The sequence below is a fragment of the Sphingomonas sp. M1-B02 genome (genome assembly GCF_026167525.1).
In the GTDB taxonomy this organism is placed as follows: Bacteria; Pseudomonadota; Alphaproteobacteria; order Sphingomonadales; family Sphingomonadaceae; genus Sphingomonas.
This window is the reverse complement of the sequence record NZ_CP110679.1, coordinates 888,415-905,777: the sequence shown is the minus strand read 5'-3', so window position 1 is coordinate 905,777 and position 17,363 is coordinate 888,415. Positions and strand designations below refer to the sequence as shown.

General features: G+C 65.0%; 13 protein-coding genes. 4 read left to right on the top strand and 9 right to left on the bottom strand.

The features are described from left to right. Positions 1-30: 30 nt before the first annotated feature. From OKW87_RS04370 to OKW87_RS04345, 6 genes are all read right to left on the bottom strand, one after another. Entirely contained in the window at positions 31-1,179 is a 1,149-nt protein-coding gene (locus OKW87_RS04370) for an isovaleryl-CoA dehydrogenase (RefSeq protein ID WP_265542601.1), read from the bottom strand. Positions 1,180-1,191: 12 nt separating this feature from the next. After that, a complete protein-coding gene (locus OKW87_RS04365) occupies positions 1,192-1,545 on the bottom strand; it encodes a Rieske (2Fe-2S) protein (protein ID WP_265542600.1) in 354 nt (117 codons plus the stop codon). A 153-nt stretch (positions 1,546-1,698) separates the two neighbouring features. Beyond that, entirely contained in the window at positions 1,699-2,976 is a 1,278-nt protein-coding gene (hmgA, locus tag OKW87_RS04360) for a homogentisate 1,2-dioxygenase (protein ID WP_265542599.1), read from the bottom strand. Positions 2,977-3,136: 160 nt separating this feature from the next. Continuing rightward, entirely contained in the window at positions 3,137-4,177 is a 1,041-nt protein-coding gene (gene hppD / locus OKW87_RS04355) for a 4-hydroxyphenylpyruvate dioxygenase (RefSeq protein ID WP_265542598.1), read from the bottom strand. 179 nt (positions 4,178-4,356) lie between these two features. Further along, positions 4,357-5,700 carry an FAD/NAD(P)-binding protein gene (locus OKW87_RS04350; RefSeq protein ID WP_265542597.1) on the bottom strand — a complete coding sequence of 448 codons (1,344 nt, stop codon included), beginning with the start codon at positions 5,698-5,700 and terminating at the stop codon, positions 4,357-4,359. Between the two features lies 1 nt (position 5,701). Next, complete coding sequence (locus OKW87_RS04345; protein ID WP_265542596.1) at positions 5,702-5,968, bottom strand: DUF6356 family protein; 267 nt, start codon at positions 5,966-5,968, stop codon at positions 5,702-5,704. On the opposite strand from OKW87_RS04345, the gene OKW87_RS04340 reads away from it, so the two are divergent. Together OKW87_RS04340 and OKW87_RS04335 are read left to right on the top strand one after the other, a co-directional pair. Further along, positions 5,954-7,780 carry an ATP-binding protein gene (locus OKW87_RS04340; RefSeq protein WP_265542594.1) on the top strand — a complete coding sequence of 609 codons (1,827 nt, stop codon included), beginning with the start codon at positions 5,954-5,956 and terminating at the stop codon, positions 7,778-7,780. The genes OKW87_RS04345 and OKW87_RS04340 overlap by 15 nt on opposite strands. 195 nt (positions 7,781-7,975) lie before the next feature. Then, positions 7,976-8,599: a PilZ domain-containing protein gene (locus OKW87_RS04335; protein ID WP_265542592.1), complete on the top strand. Its 624-nt coding sequence runs from the start codon at positions 7,976-7,978 to the stop codon at positions 8,597-8,599. Here the strand turns inward: OKW87_RS04335 and OKW87_RS04330 are convergent. From OKW87_RS04330 to OKW87_RS04320, 3 genes are all read right to left on the bottom strand, one after another. Next, on the bottom strand, positions 8,596-9,828 hold the full coding sequence (locus OKW87_RS04330) for an MFS transporter (RefSeq protein ID WP_265542590.1): 1,233 nt from the start codon (positions 9,826-9,828) through the stop codon (positions 8,596-8,598). The two genes, OKW87_RS04335 and OKW87_RS04330, sit on opposite strands and share 4 nt — an antisense overlap. A gap of 206 nt (positions 9,829-10,034) precedes the next feature. Then, entirely contained in the window at positions 10,035-10,304 is a 270-nt protein-coding gene (locus OKW87_RS04325) for a helix-turn-helix domain-containing protein (protein ID WP_265542589.1), read from the bottom strand. Positions 10,305-10,500: 196 nt separating this feature from the next. Next, positions 10,501-10,998 carry a gluconokinase gene (locus OKW87_RS04320; protein WP_265543994.1) on the bottom strand — a complete coding sequence of 166 codons (498 nt, stop codon included), beginning with the start codon at positions 10,996-10,998 and terminating at the stop codon, positions 10,501-10,503. Between the two features lie 253 nt (positions 10,999-11,251). On the opposite strand from OKW87_RS04320, the gene OKW87_RS04315 reads away from it, so the two are divergent. Further along, complete coding sequence (locus tag OKW87_RS04315; protein WP_265542588.1) at positions 11,252-14,230, top strand: glycosyl hydrolase family 28-related protein; 2,979 nt, start codon at positions 11,252-11,254, stop codon at positions 14,228-14,230. 131 nt (positions 14,231-14,361) lie between these two features. Then, complete coding sequence (locus OKW87_RS04310) at positions 14,362-17,343, top strand: TonB-dependent receptor domain-containing protein (protein WP_265542587.1); 2,982 nt, start codon at positions 14,362-14,364, stop codon at positions 17,341-17,343. Positions 17,344-17,363 lie beyond the last annotated feature (20 nt).

The following is a 17,363-nucleotide window of genomic DNA, read 5'->3' as shown; positions in this document are numbered from 1 at the left end:
CCCTTCCCTCTCCCAAAGGGAGAGGGAGTTCTATGCCCCGATCAGCTCGCGCCCGATCAGCATGCGGCGGATCTCGTTGGTCCCCGCGCCGATATCGAGCAGTTTGGCGTCGCGGGCGAAGCGTTCGACCGGCCAGTCCTTGGTATAGCCGGCACCGCCCAGCGCCTGGATCGCCTCGAGCGAAACCTTCACGGCATTTTCAGACGCCAGCAGGATCGCGCCCGCGGCGTCGAAGCGGGTGGTGCGGCCCGCGTCGCAATTCTTGGCGACCGTGTAGACATAGGCCCGCGCGGAATTGAGCGCGACATACATGTCGGCAACCTTGGCCTGCATCAGCTGGAAGGCGCCGATCGGCTGGCCGAACTGCTTGCGCTCGCGCAGATAGGGGAGGACCACGTCGAGGCAGGCCTGCATGATGCCGAGCTGGATTCCCGCGAGGACGGTGCGCTCATAATCAAGGCCGGACATCAGCACGCCGACGCCGCCGTTTAGCGGACCCATGACATTCTCGTCGGACACTTCGCAATCGTCGAAGACCAGTTCGGCGGTGGGCGAGCCGCGCATGCCCATCTTGTCGATCTTCTGGCCGATCGAGAAGCCCGGCATGTCCTTCTCGATCAGGAAGGTTGTGATGCCGCGGCTGCCGTCTCCGGTCTTGGCGTAGACCACCAGCGTATCGGCATAGGCCGCGTTGGTGATCCAGAATTTGGTGCCGTTGAGGCGATAGCCGTTGGCGGTCTTCTCGGCGCGGAGCTTCATGCTGACGACGTCCGAGCCGGCGCCCGCCTCCGACATCGCCAGGCTGCCGACATGCTCGCCGGAAATCAGCTTGGGCAGATATTTGGCCTTCTGTTCCGGATTTCCCCAGCGGCTGATCTGGTTGACGCACAGATTCGAATGCGCGCCGTAGCTCAGGCCGATCGAGGCCGACGCGCGCGAGACCTCCTCGCAGGCGATGACATGTTCGAGATAGCCGAGCCCGAGGCCGCCATCTTCCTCGGCGACGGTGATGCCATGCAGCCCGAGCTCGCCCATCGCCGGCCAGAGTTCGAGCGGGAACCAGTCCTCGGCGTCGATGCGCGCGGCGAGGGGCTCGATCTGCTCCTTGGCGAAGCGCTGCGTCGTCTCGCGGATCATGTCGGCGTTTTCGCCGAGCCCGAAATCCAGATTCTGGTCCATATCCATTTCCTCTCAGGCGGTCACGATCATCCCGTCGCGTACCGCGATCGGCCAGGGGCTTAGCGAAGCCCCTCCGCAGGGGCCACCCACGCAATAGCCATCGTCGATCCGAAACATCGCGCCGTGCCAGGAGCACATCAGCAAATCGCCGTTCGGAGTGACATATTCGTCGAGATCGCGCGCGAGGGGTAGGCCCATATGCGGGCAGCGATCGACATAACCATGGACCTGCTCGCCCTGGCGGACGACGAAGCCGTGAAAGCGGCCTGCGCGCATTTCGAGCACGAATCCGCGCGCGCGGCCGTCGACGACGAGGTCGAGCGGGCCGAGCGTGACGTTTGGGGGCGTCGTGGTCAGGCGTTCCATTCTAATTCCTCCCCCAGCTTCGCCGGGGGAGGGGAACCATGCAAAGCATGGTGGAGGGGCGGCGGGCGTAGCCCGCCGACTGCGTCGGCGGCCCCTCCACCACCGGCCTGCGGCCGGCGGTCCCCCTCCCCGAGACCAGCTCGGGGAGGATTTTCACGGCAATTGCGCCTTGGGGAAGCCCTTCCAGGCAGCGTCGTAATCGGGCTGGCTATGCTCGAGCGCGTAGCGGGTCGGGCGATAGGCCCAGCAGCTCTCGACCATGAACGCCATCGTGCCTTCGATCTTGTGCGGCTTCAGCTCGGCGTTTGACGCGCTTTGCCACGTCGCCAGATCGGGCCCGTGGCCCGCCATAAGATTGTGGAGGCTGAGCCCACCCGGCGCGAAGCCCTCGGCCTTGGCGTCATAGGCGCCGTCGATCAGCCCCATCGCCTCGCTCATCACGTTGCGATGGAACCAGGGCGGGCGGAACGTGTCTTCGCCGACCATCCAGCGCGGCGGGAAGATCACGAAATCGGCATTGGCACGGCCGGGGACGTCGCTGGGCGAGGTCAGCACGGTGAAGATCGACGGATCGGGATGATCGAAGCTGACCGTGTTGATCGTGTTGAACCGCGCCAGATCATAGCGCCACGGGGCAAGATTGCCATGCCAGGCGACGACGTCGAGCGGGCTGTGGTCGAGTTGGGTGGTCCACAGGCTGCCCATATATTTCTGGATCAGCTCGAACGGGGAATCGCTATCCTCGAACCAGGCGGCCGGCGTCTCGAAGTCGCGCGGGTTGGCGAGGCCGTTGGCGCCGATCGGGCCGAGATCGGGCAGGCGGAAGAGCGCGCCGTGATTCTCGGCGACATAACCGCGCCCCGCGCCATCGGGCAGCAGCGCGCGGAAGCGGACGCCGCGGGGGATGAGCGCGATCTGGCCGGGGGCCACGTCGATCCGGCCCAGCTCGGTGAGCAGTTGCAGCCGGCCGGCCTGGGGGATCAACAGCATTTCGCCGTCCGAATTGGCGAAGATGCGGGAATCCATGTCGCGGCTGGCCGCGTAGAGATGCACGGCGACGCCTTCGAGGTCGGCTGGGTCGCGGTTGACGAGCATCGTCGTCATGCCGTCGATCAGATCGGTCCCGGCTGCGGCATCGGCGATCGGGTCCCAGCGCAGGCGATTGGGGGGTAGGGGGGCGTCAATCGTGCCGGCGATGAAGCGGCTTGCCCCTTCATACGCGACGAAGGGGGGATGTTCGGCGGTGGGGCGCAGGCGATAAAGCCAGGAGCGGCGATTCTCGTGGCGCGGCGCGGTGAACGCCGTGCCGCTGAGCTGCTCGGCATAAAGGCCGAAGGCGGGCTTCTGCGGAGAGTTGCGCCCAACCGGGAGCGCGCCCGGCACGGCTTCGGTCGAGACATGGTTGCCGAAGCCGGGGAAATAATCGGTCATTGCCCTGCCTTGCTCCCCTCCCTGCAAGGGAGGGGCTGGGGGTGGGTGGCAAGCGCAGCGAGCCTCGCGACGCTCCGGCGGAAGCGAAAGCCGAGCATCGAGCCCGCCTTCCGCTGGACCCACCCCTTGCCCCTCCCTTGCAGGGAGGGGAAGGACGGGTTCAAGCGTCGACCTTGATCACGCCGCGGCGGATCTGGTCCAGCTCGATGCTCTCGAACAGCGCCTGGAAATTGCCGTTGCCGAAGCCTTCATTGCCCTTGCGCTGGATGATCTCGAAGAAGATCGGGCCGAACATATTCTCGGTGAAGATCTGGAGCAGCAGGCCTTCGCCATTCTCGACGCTGCCGTCGATGAGGATCCGGTTCTTGCGCAGTCGTTCCAGATCCTCGCCATGGCCGGGCACGCGCTTGTCGACGAGCTCGAAATAGGTTTCGATCGTATCCTGCAGGCGGACGCCGCGCGCGCGGAGGCGTTCGACGGTGTCGTAGATATCGTCCGTGGTCAGCGCGAGATGCTGGATGCCCTCGCCCTGATATTCGCGGATGAATTCCTCGATCTGGCTCTTGTCGTCCTGGCTCTCGTTCAGGGGGATGCGGATCGCCTTGTCGGGCGCGATCATCGCCTGGCTGAACAGGCCGGTCGCCTGGCCCTTGATATCGAAATATTTCTGTTCCTTGAAACCGAACAGCGTCTTGTAGAACTCCGACCAGACCCGCATCTGGCCGCGGCGGACATTGTGGGTGAGGTGATCGAGCAGATCGAGGCCGACATTGTTGGCCGCCTCGGCTTCCTGCCAGCCGGGGATTTCGGCCCAATCGGCATAGAGATCGATGCCGTCCTGGATGAAATAGAGGTAGGAACCGCCGATTCCCTCGATGACGGTGTCGTCCTCGAGCGTGCGCTTGGCACCATGCTCGAGCGCCCACTCCATCGCTGCGATGGGATCGGCGACGCGGAAGGCCATTGCACTGGCCGATGCGCCATGCTCGTTGCGGAACTGCGCGACGCGACCGTCGGCATCGCGGTTCAGCATCAGGTTGATGCGGCCCTGCTTGTAGCGGGTGATGTTCTTGCTGAGGTGGCGGTGCGACGGCACGAAGCCGAGTTGCTCGAACTGCCGCGCCATCGCCTCCGGATCGGGGGAGGTGAATTCGACGAACTCGAAGCCGTTCAGGCCGAGGGGATTTGCTGGATCGTTCATGGAGGTTGCGATACCGCGGCGGCGATTTAGTGTCAATTGATACTAGTTCGCGCGACGACGCTACGAGGTTGGTCGTGTGGCTAACGGCATCCCCCTGCCCACCGCAGAGAATGTGCCAACGGTTCGGACGGTGGGCCGCTGCGCGGCATGGACGACATCGTCGCGTCGTTGCGCGAAACCTAGAGCCCCTCGCCGCCGACCCAATGCGCATTGGAAAGGCGGCGCGCGACGTTCCAGGTTTGGTTGCGGATGTCGGGCACCGCGACGATCTCCCAAAAGGCCCCGCGCGTCATCGGGCCGAGCGCGTAGAGATTGGCGTTGGGGGTGCCGTCGGCGGCGATGGTCTGGCCCTGATTGTCCACGTCGATGCCGAGATGCGCGGCGTCGGGGCGGATCATGCTCTGGGCGACGAGCTTTTGCAGCAGCGGCTCTTGGGTGCGGGCGAGGTCGCCCAGCGGCCCGGTGCAATTGACGATGCGCTGGGCAAGGATTGTCTCCTTCGCGTCGCTGCCGCGGCGGCGATACTGGACGTGGATGCCCTCTGCCTGTTCGGCCACGTCGAGCGTCTTACCTGCGATGACGTCGAGCTGGCCACGCGCGATCACCGCCACCAGTCGCGCATGGACCTCGGGGGCGAGGCGGTGACGATGCACGTCCCACCAGGGGCGCAGATGGCGCAGGAAGCGGCCGCGTTCGGTGTCGCTGGCATTGCCCCACATCGATTGGGTGAAGGGGCGCAGCTCGTCGACCGCGTTGCGCCAGCCGATCGCTTCGCCGCGGGTTCGGACGCCTTGAAGGAGTTGGGAGGCCGCCGTCGCGGGCCGTTCGCGGATCTTGTCCCAGGCTTCGGTCGGCGCGTGAGGGCGTGGAAGCAGCCCGCGCCGCGACAGCGCCACGATCCGCCCGCGAAAGCCGCGCGCGTCGAGCAGCAGGACGACGTCGATCATCGTCAGGCCGGTGCCGACAATGAGTACGGTGTCGTCGTCCGCGAGATTCTCCGGCACGCTCGCGTCCCACGGGTCGCCCTTGTAGCGATCCGAGAGCTTGTCGGGATCGAGACCGGGCGGATCGTGCGGCGGCAGATTGCCCACCGCGAGCACCGCCGCGTCGGCCTGGATCGTGCGATCCGCGAGCCTGACGATCACCTTGTCCGCGAAGTCGAGATTGGTGACTTCGCCGCGCACCAGCGTCAGTCTTCCGCCAGGATCACGCAGCGCCGCCTCGAGCAGTTCGCGCAGATAGTCGCCATAGGTGACACGCGGGATGAAGGCGGCAGGCGCATCGGCCACGCCACGCGCTTCGAGCCAGCGGACGAAGTGCCCGGGATCGTCGGGAAATGCGCTCATGTTGGCGGCGCGGACGTTGAGGACATGGCTGGGATGCGCCGCGCCATAAGCCAGGCCGGTGCCCGCCACCGGCGCGCGCTCGATCAGCGTTGCGCGCGGGCCATCGTGACGGAGCAGGTTGATCGCCTGAAGCGTGCCCGAAAAGCCTGCGCCGATGATGGCGACATGCTCGATCACGTCAGATTTCGTAGTCGATCTGCCATTCGGGCTGCTGGAACGCCGGGCGCTGCTGCGAGAAAGCAGGCTGGCGCGCCTTCATCTGCCCGTAGAGCGTCTTGACGGTATCGCTGGCGGTGCGCGCGAACAGCGACGGCAGAATCGCATGGACGACGCAGGCGGCGCCGCCGACGATCATCGCGAAGCCGAAGCGCGCGGCGGTAACGGCATGCTCGGCATAGCTTTCGCCGACGCTTCGCGGGTGGGACAGGAAATGGCGTTCGATCATCTGCGCTCCTTACGCCTGCGCGCTCTCGCTGTGAAGCGCCCAGAGGCGAGTGTCGCCGCTACTTGGAACGAAGAATACTTACAAAAAAAGCTCGCTAGCTTGACCTATGTGCACTTCGAAACCGAATTATGCACTAAACAAAGTTTCAGAACCTGTGATGGTTACTTCGTCTTGAGGACGGTTGCAATGAACATCTCACACAAACAATTGCGAGCTGAACAAGAGATTAACGCTTTCAAAGAAGCGTTGGGCCCCTTTGTAGTGGCCGCAGAGACCGCGCGCATGGCGTTTGTTTTCACGAATGCGCTCGAGATCGGCCATCCGATCATCTTCGCGAACGACAGTTTCCTCAATCTTGTCGGCTACAAGCGCTATGAGGTGATCGGGGAACCGTTCGATTTCCTGATGAAGGCGACCTCGGACCCAGATGCGCGGGCGGCGGTCCGCGACCGCTTCGTGCAAAGCCTCGATACGCTCGATGTCGAGTTTCGGCGCGCGGACGGATGTCTCCTGTGGCTCGCCCTCAGCTTCAACCCGGTTCACGATCAACGCGGCGACGTGGTGCAGCATTGCGTGTCGTTCGTCGATCTCAGCGCGCAGATGAAGCGCATGCGGCGCGAGCGGATGGCGCTCCACATATTATACGAACATACGCCGGGCTTTATCGCGCTGACCGAGGGTCCGGATCATCGCTTCACCTTCGCCAACGCCGCCTATCACCGGCTGGTGGGCGCGCGGGACCTGATCGGACGACCCGTGGAGGAGGTGTTTCCCGAGCTGAAGGGGCAGGAGATATTCATGCAACTCGACGCCGTGTATCGGACGGGCGAGTCCTTTTCCGGCGCCGCGATGCCGATCCGCCTGCTGCGCGAGCCGGGCGCCGAGCCGGAGACCCGCTATCTGGATTTCATCTGCCAGCCGGTGCGCGAACTGGACGGCCAGATCGCCGGAATGTTCTGGGAGGGCCATGACGTTACCGAGCAGATGCGCGGTGCCGAGCAGATCGAAGTGCTTCAGGCAAAGCTGATCCATCTAGCGCGCGTGAGTGCGATGGGAACGATGGCGGGCACACTGGCGCACGAGTTGATGCAGCCGCTGGCCGCAATCTCGAACTATGCCTCGGCGTGCGATCAGCGGAACCGGTTGGAGGGTGGTAGCGAAAAACTGTCGCAGGACCTGGTCGAGATCGGCGAGAGCGCGCGCCGCGGCGGCGAGATCATCCGCCGACTGCGCGATATGACCATGCGACGCAGGGCGCGACGCGAACAATTCGACCTGAAGCAGGCGGTTCGCGAGTCGCTCCGGCTGGTCCGGGCCGGGACCGGGGCAGGGATAACGATCGAGGATCGGAGCCGGCCCCACATCATCCTCGAGGCCGATCGGATTCAGGTGCAGCAGGTGCTGATGAACCTCATCCGCAACGCGTGCGAAGCAGTCGCTGCGTTTTCGGGGAGAGTGCGCGTGACGACCTGTGTACGCGAAGGCGAAGTCATCATTTCGGTCACGGATAGCGGCAAGGGCGTTTCACCCAAGGCATCGAAGACGCTGTTCACCTGGGCAGAATCGTCGAAACCCCGTGGCATGGGCATGGGATTGTCGATCTGCCGCACGATCGTCGAGGCGCATGGCGGTAAGCTCTGGCTCGGCGATAGCCGGGGGGAGGGCGCGCGCTTCTCCTTCTCGTTGCCGGTACATGCGAGCAGCGGGCGCGCCACCCGCCAAGGCAGGGAGGCACTTGTGGAAGGTCCGCCTCGCTCTGCCGCGGATCCAATGAGCGGCGGCGCGATCCTGCGGAAGCGCTCGGCCGCCTAGCCTCCATTAGGGCACAAAATGGACCTCGCACGCCGGCACGCCCTCGCGACTCGCAAAGGAGCAGCGCCTTCCGACCATGCGCAAAGCGCGACCCGATCCTGGCAATTCTTACCAAGAAGTGACCAAGGCTTCCGTATTATCGCGTGATTTCAGACCTGCGCAGGTTATGCGATTCCCGATGGTTCGGAGGTACGCATGCAGAGCGAGACGCGGAACAGCTACGAACCGGAACCAACTCGGCCATCGCCCGCGATGGCCGACGAACGGCGCTCCTCAAATCGGGTGCAGACCGTTTTTCGCGTGGCCCGGGTCGTGACCAACACCGATCAGGGACTGGCGCGGGTTCAGAATATCTCTGACGAGGGCGTGCGCCTGCGGGTGCATCTGCCGGTTCTCCTGGGAGACACGCTGGCACTCGAACTGGCCGAAGGAATATCGATCAACGGCGACGTCGTGTGGTCGGACGGGCTGGATTGCGGACTGCGCCTGCAGAAGGAAGTCGACAGCGCGGCGCTTCTCACACGGCTCGCGGCCCAGGCCCGAGAGGCGGCCTCGCGCCCGCTCAGGCTACCGATCATCACTCCAGCGCTGACTCGCAGCGCGGCCGGGACACGGGTTGTGGAGATCGCGGACATCTCGCAGCGCGGAATGAAGCTCAAGCATGACGGCAGCTTCTCCGAAGGGCTGGGGGTCAAGATTACGCTACCTTCGGGGAAGGAACGGCGCGGCATCGTGCGCTGGTCGCACGAGATGATCGCCGGCGTCATGTTGCTGGAGCCGTTCAGTGTCGAGGATCTGGGATCGGCGAGCAGCCTCTAGGCGACGACCCCACGATCGCGGTTGGTGATTGTCGGAAGAAGCAGGAAGAAGCCGAGCGCGGACAGTGCCAGCGCGGCCGACAGCAGGGCCATCGGCGCCAGATTGCTTCCCGTGGCGTCGCGGATCGCTGGAACGGCGTTTTGCGCGACGAAGCCACCCAGATTTCCGACCGAGTTGATCACCGCGAGGCCTGCGGCGGCGTGCGCGCCGGTCAGCAGCCGCTGCGGAACGCTCCAGAACATCGGCTGGCCCGCGAAAACGGCGGCGGCCGCCAGGCAGAGGCAGGCGAACTTCACCGCGGCCCCCGGCAACACCACGCTCCCGAGCAGCGCCGCCGCGGCGATGAGCATCGGTGCCACGATATGCCAGCGGGTGGCGCCATAGCGTGCGGCGTGGCGCGGCACCGCCCATAGCGCGATCGCGACGCAGATCCAGGGGATCACGTTGATGACTCCATTCTGCAAGTTCGAAGCGCCGAAGCCCTTGACGATCGTCGGCAGCCAATAGCTCAGCCCGTAGGCGCCGAGCGGCATCCCGAAATAGAGTGCCGCGAGCAGCAGGACGCGCGGATCGAGGAGCGCGCGCCACGCCGAGCCTTCCAGCGCCTGCTTGGGCTCCGATGCGAGCTGCGCCGCGAGCCAGGCTTTGTCGGCGGCGCTGAGAAAGCGTGCGTCCTGCGGCGTGCTGGGCAGGGCCCACAGGACGACGGGGACCAGCAGGACCGCCGGGGCACCGGTTGCCAGGAACACCCATTGCCAGCCGGCGAGGCCGCCAACCCCACCCAGCTCCAGCAAGGCGCCACCAATCAAAGAGCCGACCGCATTGGCCACGGCGCTCGCGATCATGAACCAGCCCACCATCTGCGCACGCCGCGCCTGAGGGTACCACAAGGTGAGAATGTAGAGCACGCCCGGGAAGAAGCCCGCTTCCGCGACCCCCAGGAGGAAGCGCAGCACATAGAACATCGTCGCGTCCTGGGTGAAGCCGAGCGCGAGTGTGATCACCCCCCAGGTGCCCATGATGCGCGCGAACCAGAGCCGCGCGCCGACCTTCGCCAGGATCATGTTCGCCGGCGCCTCGAAAAGGAAATAGCCGAGGAAGAACAGGCTGGCGCCAAGGCCATAGGCCGCCTCGGAAAGGCCCAGCGCACCCACCATCTCGAGCTTGGCATAGGCGACGTTCTGCCGATCGATATAGGCGATCAGATACATCAGGCAGAGCAGGGGCATCAGGCGACGGCTGATGCGACGGAGTGTGTCTTCGCCCTCCCGCGTTATTGATGGCGCCCCGGCAGAAGTCGGATGATCGTGCACGTTTCGCCCCTATGAATTCGGCCGCGTGACGGAAGTCGGGCAGCTGCTCGACTCGTTAGCGGATGTTCCAACTGAGCCAGGATGCCCGCTAAAGGCAGCCGGCGAAAGTTGCTCCGTTCGCCTCAGGCGACCAGCTGGAGTTGCCCGGCCGCGATCGCGGCCTGCGTGCGATTGCGGACGTTCAGCTTGCGCATCACGGCGGTCATGTGAACCTTCACCGTCGCTTCGGCTATGCCGAGTTGATAGGCGATCTGCTTGTTCAGCAGGCCGCACCGCACGCAGCGCAACACTTCGAGCTGGGTCGGGGTGAGGTGCGGCAAGGGTGGAGAAATGTCCGGAGTTCCAAACTCCGGACGGCCGAGATCGCCATGCAAATCGGTCGCGCCGAGCATCCTTGCCTCCCCATCTGTCGATCCGTCGTGGCGGATACGTTAACGCTAACATAAGCGAACTTGTCGGACAGTTTCAAGTGATATTTCTCGGATATGTCCACTCGATGCCCCGAAAGGGAGGTTTTCGGCGATCTCGGCGATTGCACGTCAGAAACCTGTCCAACAGATTTTGTCGCGCGTTTCACCGCGCAGGGCCTTATTCAGGGCGCTGGGGCCGAGGCAGTTCCGCAAGCGCGCGATCGCGCAACCGCATGGCCGGCTCCTCGCTGACGAGGCGGAGCGCATCCTCGTCGGCAAGCGGTCGCTCGAGTGTGGCGAGCTGGCTGTCGAGCAGTCCGAGCGGCATGAAATGCCCGCTGCGCGTGGACAGGCGCTCGATCAGGCGCTGGCGGCTATTCTCCAGCAGAATCAGGCGCACTGGATAGCGGATCGTCGCGCGCAGGCGATCGCGGTAGCTGCGGCGCAGCGCCGAGCAGGCGGTAACCGCGACGCCTTTTTCGGCAACGGCGCGCGATGTCGCGTCGCCGAGCCGATCGATCCAGGGCCAGCGGTCCGCGTCGTCTAGCGGCTCTCCGCCGCGCATCTTCTCGATCGCCGCGTTCGAATGATAGTCGTCACCCTCGAGGAATCGGCACTGCAGCGCGTCCGCGAGGAGTGCGCCCAGCGTCGATTTGCCGCATCCGCTCACGCCCATGACGATCACGGCAAAAAGCGGGGTGGCGCGCGTGGAAAGCGGCAATCGACGCTCCTTCAAGGCTGGTCGTGCCAGGCAGCTTCCACCGTCATCGGTGCCTAGCGGTTTCTGGATCCGCAGCGATGCGTTGGAAACTACGACCTTGGTCGCAGATGCGATGCCTTGGCGACCGGGCTAGCCAGCGGAGGAACGACGAAGCGGAGGACCGAGCGTGCGTGGCATTTTGATCGCCTTCCTTGCAGCGACCCTTATGATGCCGACGTCCGCGGCGGCGCAGGGCAGGTCGGTTTTCCCTACGGCGCCTGCCGAACCCCAGGCCGTGATGGTGAGCGCCAAGGGCGACGGCGTCGCCGACGACGGCGACGCGCTGCAGCAGGCGTTCGACCGCGCCCGCGGCAAGACCGGGCACGGCCTCGTCTTCCTGCCTTCGGGCACCTATCGCATTACCCGAACCCTGATCGTGCCGCCGGGCGTGCGCGTCTACGGCGTCGGCGCGACCCGTCCGGTCATTCGCCTCGGCGCCGACACCCCCGGTTTCCAGCAAGGCGTTTCGACGATGATCGTGTTCGGCGGCGATCCGCAATATCAGCCCGGCGCGGTACCCGTGCCCGTGCCGACGATCGTGCCACGCGACAGGATCGTCCGCGACGCGCATTCGGGCACCTTCTACTCGTCGATGAGCAATATCGACATCGAGATTGGCGAGGGCAATCCGGCCGCGGCAGGAGTGCGCTTCCGCATGGCCCAGCACGCCTTCCTCAGCCATATGGAGTTCCGCCTCGGCTCGGCCTTCGCCGGCGTGTACCAGGCCGGCAACGTCCTGGAGAACGTCCATTTCAAGGGGGGCCGCTATGGCATCGTCACCGAAAAGACCTCGCCCGCCTGGCAGTTCACCTTGCTCGATTCGACCTTCGAGGGGCAGCGCGACGCCGCCATCCGCGAGCATGAGGCGCGGCTCACGATGGTCAACGTCGCGATCCGCGATACGCCGGTCGGGATCGAGATCGATCGCGGCTACAGCGATTCGCTGTGGGGGAAGGATGTCCGCTTCGAGAAGGTCGGCAGCGCCGCGGTGCTTGTCTCGAACGAGGATAGGGTCTTCACCCAGATCGGCTTCGAAAATGCGCTCGCGGTGGACACGCCGGTGTTCGCGCGGTTCCGCGAGAGCAAGCGGACCATCGCAGGCAAGGGCAGGGTCTATAAGGTCGCCTCGTTCAGCTACGGACTGGCCGTGCCCGAACTGGGGCATAGCGGCGCTTATGCAACCGAGGCCGACATCCAGCCGCTGCCGCGCATGCCGAAGCGGCGCAAGCCGGCGATCCGCGACCTGCCGAGGATGGCGGACTGGGTGAATGTCCGCACGCGGGGCGTGGTCGGCGATGGCGAGGCGGACGACACCGCGGCGATCCAGCGTGCGATCGACACCCGGCGCGTCCTCTATTTCCCGGCCGGCTTCTACAAGGTGACGGACGGCCTCCAATTGCGGCCCGACACCGTCCTGATCGGGCTGCATCCAGCGCTCACCCAGCTCTACATCCCCGACAACAATCCCCGCCACGCCGGCTTGGGCGCGGTGCTGCCGATCCTCGCGACGCCGCGGGGCGGGGACAATATCCTCTCCGGGCTCGGGCTGTTCACCGGCCGGGTGAATCCGCGCGCCGCCAACCTGCTATGGCGCTCGGGCGAGGATAGCCTGGTCGAGGACGTCAAGATCATGGGCGGCGGTGGCACCCCCACCCCGGACGGCAAGCCGCTCGGCAGCTTGTCCGCCCGCAGCGGCGATCCGGTGACCGACGGGCGGATGGACGCGCAATATCCAAGCATCTGGGTGACCGACGGCGGCGGGGGGACCTTCGCCAATATATGGAGCCCCAACACCTTCGCGGCTGCAGGGTTCACGGTGACCAACACCAGCACGCCCGGCCATGTCTACGAGATGTCGGTCGAGCATCATGCCCGCAACGAATTCGTGCTCGACAATGTCCGAAACTGGGAGTTCCTCGCGCCCCAGACCGAGCAGGAGGTCAGCGACGGACCGAATGCTGTGGGACTCGAGATCCGCAACTCGCGCGACCTGCTGTTCGCCAATTATCACGGCTATCGCGTGACCCGCAGCTACGCCCCGCAACGCAGCGCCGTGAAGCTCTACAATTCGAGCGACATCCGCTTCCGCAACGTCCACGTAAACGCCGAGAGCGGCTATGCCAGCTGCGACGACGAGGGCTGCGGGACCTTCCTGCGCGCCAGCAAATATCCGTTCGACAATGCGATCGAGGATGTCTCGCGCAAGCTGCTGGTCCGCGAACGCGAATTCGCGAAGCTCGACATCGGCCCGGCGGATCGCAGCATCGCCGCTCCGGCGCCGAGCATGGCGAGCGTCGAGAAGGTTGCGGACGGCTTCTGGTCGATCTCGGGCGCGACGGTGGATGCGAGGGGCGCGCTATACTTCGTCGACCGCCGCTTCCAGCGCATCCATCGCTGGAGCGAGGCCAAGGGGCTGGAGGTCGTCCGCGATCAGGCGCTCGATCCGGTCAACCTGGCGGTCGACGCATCGGGCCATTTGCTCGTGCTCTCGTCGCTCGGACCCAAGGGCGCGGTATATTCGATCGATCCCGATGGCCCGCCCGATCGTCTGAAGCGGATCGAACCGACTCCTGTGCGCAGCGATGCCAGGCGTACGACTCTTCTGCCGGTCAATTGGTGGAACAATGGCGAGTTTCGCGACCAGCTCGATCACCAAAGCTATCAGTTCACCACGCTCGCGGAGATGTTCGCGCGCGACGTCGGCACGCCCAAGCCGCGGGAATATGTCTCGCCCGACGGGAGCCTCGCGCTCCCGGCGTTCCGCGTCTGGCAACAGGGGCCGATCGACCATGTCGGGTGGCGCTGGTCGAACGGCCTCAACGCCAATGGGCTGGTCGGTGGCCGTCCGGGCGAGCGGCTCTTCGTCACCAACGGGTCCGAGAACGTCACCTATAGCGGCGCGATCGGAGCCGGGGGGACACTGACCGACCTCAAGCCGTTCGCGAATCGCGGCGGCGAGAGCGTCGCGGTCGATGGCCAGGGCCGCATCTATGTCGCGAACGGGCAAGTGTTCGTCTACGCCGCCGACGGCCAGGAAGTGGGACGGATCGACGTGCCCGAGCGGCCGCTGCAGATCCTGTTCGGCGGGCCCGACCGGCGGACGCTGTTCATCCTCACGCATCATGCGCTCTACGCCGCCCGGCCCTGAGCAGCTTGCTACGACCTATGTCGTACGTGCGGCGGGGAAAGGCGGGAGATAGTCTTCAGCGGCGGCCGAGATGGGCAAGGGCGACGTCGCCTCAAAACAAGACCGACAAAATTCTAGGGAGGGATAGACCGATGAAGGGGATTTTCGCACTCCGTCAGCAGCGTTGCGGCGTAAGCCTGACCGCGCTCGTCGCCATGGCAATCGCTGGCACTGCGCACGCACAGACCGCCCCGGCGGCTCAGGAGGCGGAACCGGCAGCGCAGATCGAACCGACGCCCGATTCAAGCCAGGAGCGCGAGCGCGATATCATCGTCACCGGCTCGCGCATCGTCGCCAGCGGCTTCACCGCGCCGACCCCGACCACGGTGATCGGCGAAGAGCAGATCGCCGCCAATGCGCAGCCCAACATCTTCAACACGATCGCGCAGCTACCGTCGCTGCAGGGCTCGACCGGCACATCGACCGGCACCTTCAGCACGTCGAGCGGACAGCAGGGGTTGAGCTCCTTCTCGCTGCGGGGCCTAGGCGCGATCCGGACGCTCACGCTGCTCGATGGCCAGCGCGTCGTCGGCGCTAACGTCACGGGCGTGCCCGACATCAGCCTGTTTCCGCAATTGCTGGTCAAGCGTGTCGACGTGGTCAACGGCGGCGCTTCGGCCACCTACGGCTCGGACGCGGTCGGCGGTGTCGTCAACTTCATCACCGATACGCGCTTCAAGGGTTTCAAGGGCAATGTCCTGGGTGGCGTCACCACCTATGGCGACAACGAGCAGATCCTCGCCCAGGCCGCGTGGGGAACCGCCTTGTTCGACGACAAGGTGCACCTCGTGGTGAGCGGCGAATATGCCCATGATGAGGGCGTCGGCCCCGGTGATTTCGGCGTCGATCTGGCCGGCAAGCGCGACTGGTACCGCGCCACCACCTTGCTGAACACCGGCCAGACCAACAACGGCCTGCCGCAGTTCGTCTACAGCGATTATGCGCAGCCTTATCAATATGCCCGCTACGGACTGATCAACAACGGCCCGCTGCAAGGCATTGCCTTCGACGTGAACGGTGCGCCCTACAACTTCAACTACGGCTCGGGCGGCGCCCCGCTGGGCAATGGCCGCGTTTCCAATTGCTATCCCGGCAACAGCTTTTGCGTCGGCGGCGATCTGACGGGCGCACCCGGCTCGGGCGCGTCGCTGGTCTCGGCGCTTCAGCGGGTCAACGGTTTCGGTCGGATCGGCTACGATTTCGCGCCCAACAACGAAATCTACCTGACCGTAGGCGTGGCGCAGGTGAAGACCAACAACCAGCCGAGCCCGGGCTATAACCGGCCCAATCTGACGGTCCAATGCGCCAATCCGTATCTGCCGCAACTGGTGCGAGATCGCTGCGCGACGGCTGGGATCACCAGCTTCAACTTCGGCTCGAGCAACGGATCGCTGCCCGATACGCGGGTCTACACCGACCGACGCCAGTATCGCTTCGTCGCGGGGCTGAAAGGCCAGTTCGGCGTCGGCGGGGGCGATTGGAACTACGACGCTTATTATGCGCACGGCACGACCATTTCCGATATCGACGTCAACAATATCGTCCTGCAAAATCGCTATGTCGCCGCGACCAACGCGATCACCCTGAACGGCGCCATCGTCTGCGCCGATGTGGGAGCGCGCGCAGCGGGATGCCAGCCGATCAACGTTTTCGGCGGCGCCGCTCCATCGACCGCCGCGCTCGCCTACGTCATGCCCCAGAACGGGCCGTTCCAGCACACCAAGCTTACTCAGGACGTCGCCAGCGTCAATTTCTCGGGCAATCTGCTCGACCTGTGGGCGGGGCCGCTCTCGCTGGCGTTCGGCGGGGAATATCGCCACGAATATTATCGCGTGAACGGCGATCCCTATGGCGCAGGCGTCAGCACGCTGAGCCCGAACAGCGAGGCCTACCCGGCGGATCCGCTGCTCAACGCCCCCTTGGGCAGCAACTGGGCGGCCGGCAACTACAAGAACGGGCAAGGTGCCTACGACGTCTATGAAGGCTCGGCTGAATTCAATCTGCCGCTGTTCGACGGCGGCGGCGCGGGCCGCGCGAACTTTAACGGCGCCGCCCGCGTCACGCATTACAGCACGTCGGGCACCGTCTGGGCGTGGAAGATCGGCGGCACCTGGGAGACTCCGCTCGACGGGTTCCGGCTGCGGGCGGTGACCTCGCGCGACGTGCGCGCGCCCAATCTCTCGGAGCTGTTCGCCGCGCCCACGGTGACGACGCTGCCGAGCTTCGCCAATCCCTTTCCGCCCGCCGGCGCGGTGCAGGCATTCCAGAACACGATCGGCAACCCGAATCTAAGACCGGAAATCGCGCGCAATACCGAAATCGGCGCGGCGCTCGCCAATCCTTCCTGGTTGCCCGGGCTGAGCCTGTCGTTCGACTATTACAGCATCAAGCTGGACAGCGTGGTTTCGACTTTGTCCGCGGATCAGATCGTCCGCTTCTGTTTCGAGGGTAACCAGGCCTTTTGCGGCGGCTTCGTGCTGAACAGCCCGGTGCAGGGCGGCAATTTCATCAATGTCCAGCCGTTCAACCTCGCCTCATGGAAAACCAGCGGGTTCGACATCGAAGCGAGCTATCGCTGGACCAGGCCGCTGGGACTGCCGGGCAGCTTCACGCTGCGCGCGCTCGGCACGCATATCCGCGAATTCCTGGTCGATGCGGGTATCGCCGGGGTCGATCGCGTCGACCAGGCGGGGGCGAATAGCGGCAACACCCCCGACTGGAAGTGGCTGGCGATCCAGAGCTACGAGAATGACAGTTTCGCGCTGACCGTCCAGGAGCGCTGGTTCTCCGACGGCGTGATCGGCAACCAATATGTCGTCTGCAGTTCGGGCTGTCCGGCCTCCACCGGAAACCACCCCACCATCGACCGTAACTTCATGAAGGGCGCCTTCTATGTCGATGTCGGCGGCTCCTACAACGTGACCTCGGCGGTCAAACTCTATTTCAAGGTCGACAATCTGTTTGATCATGATCCCGATCCATCGCCGCAGACCAATACCGGCCTCGATGTGAATCCGGCGCTCTACGATACGATCGGGCGAACCTATCGTGCCGGTTTCCGCTTCAATTTCTGATCTTCACCCACGTCCCCTGA

Coding starts and splice junctions, on each gene's coding strand:
- OKW87_RS04330 (WP_265542590.1), bottom strand. CDS start 9,828: ATGCCCCTGCTCTGCCTGATGTATCTGATCGCCTATATCGATCGGCAG.
- OKW87_RS04335 (WP_265542592.1), top strand. CDS start 7,976: ATGCAGAGCGAGACGCGGAACAGCTACGAACCGGAACCAACTCGGCCA.
- OKW87_RS04315 (WP_265542588.1), top strand. CDS start 11,252: ATGCCGACGTCCGCGGCGGCGCAGGGCAGGTCGGTTTTCCCTACGGCG.
- OKW87_RS04365 (WP_265542600.1), bottom strand. CDS start 1,545: ATGGAACGCCTGACCACGACGCCCCCAAACGTCACGCTCGGCCCGCTC.
- OKW87_RS04370 (WP_265542601.1), bottom strand. CDS start 1,179: ATGGACCAGAATCTGGATTTCGGGCTCGGCGAAAACGCCGACATGATC.
- OKW87_RS04325 (WP_265542589.1), bottom strand. CDS start 10,304: ATGCTCGGCGCGACCGATTTGCATGGCGATCTCGGCCGTCCGGAGTTT.
- OKW87_RS04345 (WP_265542596.1), bottom strand. CDS start 5,968: ATGATCGAACGCCATTTCCTGTCCCACCCGCGAAGCGTCGGCGAAAGC.
- OKW87_RS04310 (WP_265542587.1), top strand. CDS start 14,362: ATGAAGGGGATTTTCGCACTCCGTCAGCAGCGTTGCGGCGTAAGCCTG.
- OKW87_RS04320 (WP_265543994.1), bottom strand. CDS start 10,998: ATGGGCGTGAGCGGATGCGGCAAATCGACGCTGGGCGCACTCCTCGCG.
- OKW87_RS04340 (WP_265542594.1), top strand. CDS start 5,954: ATGGCGTTCGATCATCTGCGCTCCTTACGCCTGCGCGCTCTCGCTGTG.
- hppD (WP_265542598.1), bottom strand. CDS start 4,177: ATGAACGATCCAGCAAATCCCCTCGGCCTGAACGGCTTCGAGTTCGTC.
- hmgA (WP_265542599.1), bottom strand. CDS start 2,976: ATGACCGATTATTTCCCCGGCTTCGGCAACCATGTCTCGACCGAAGCC.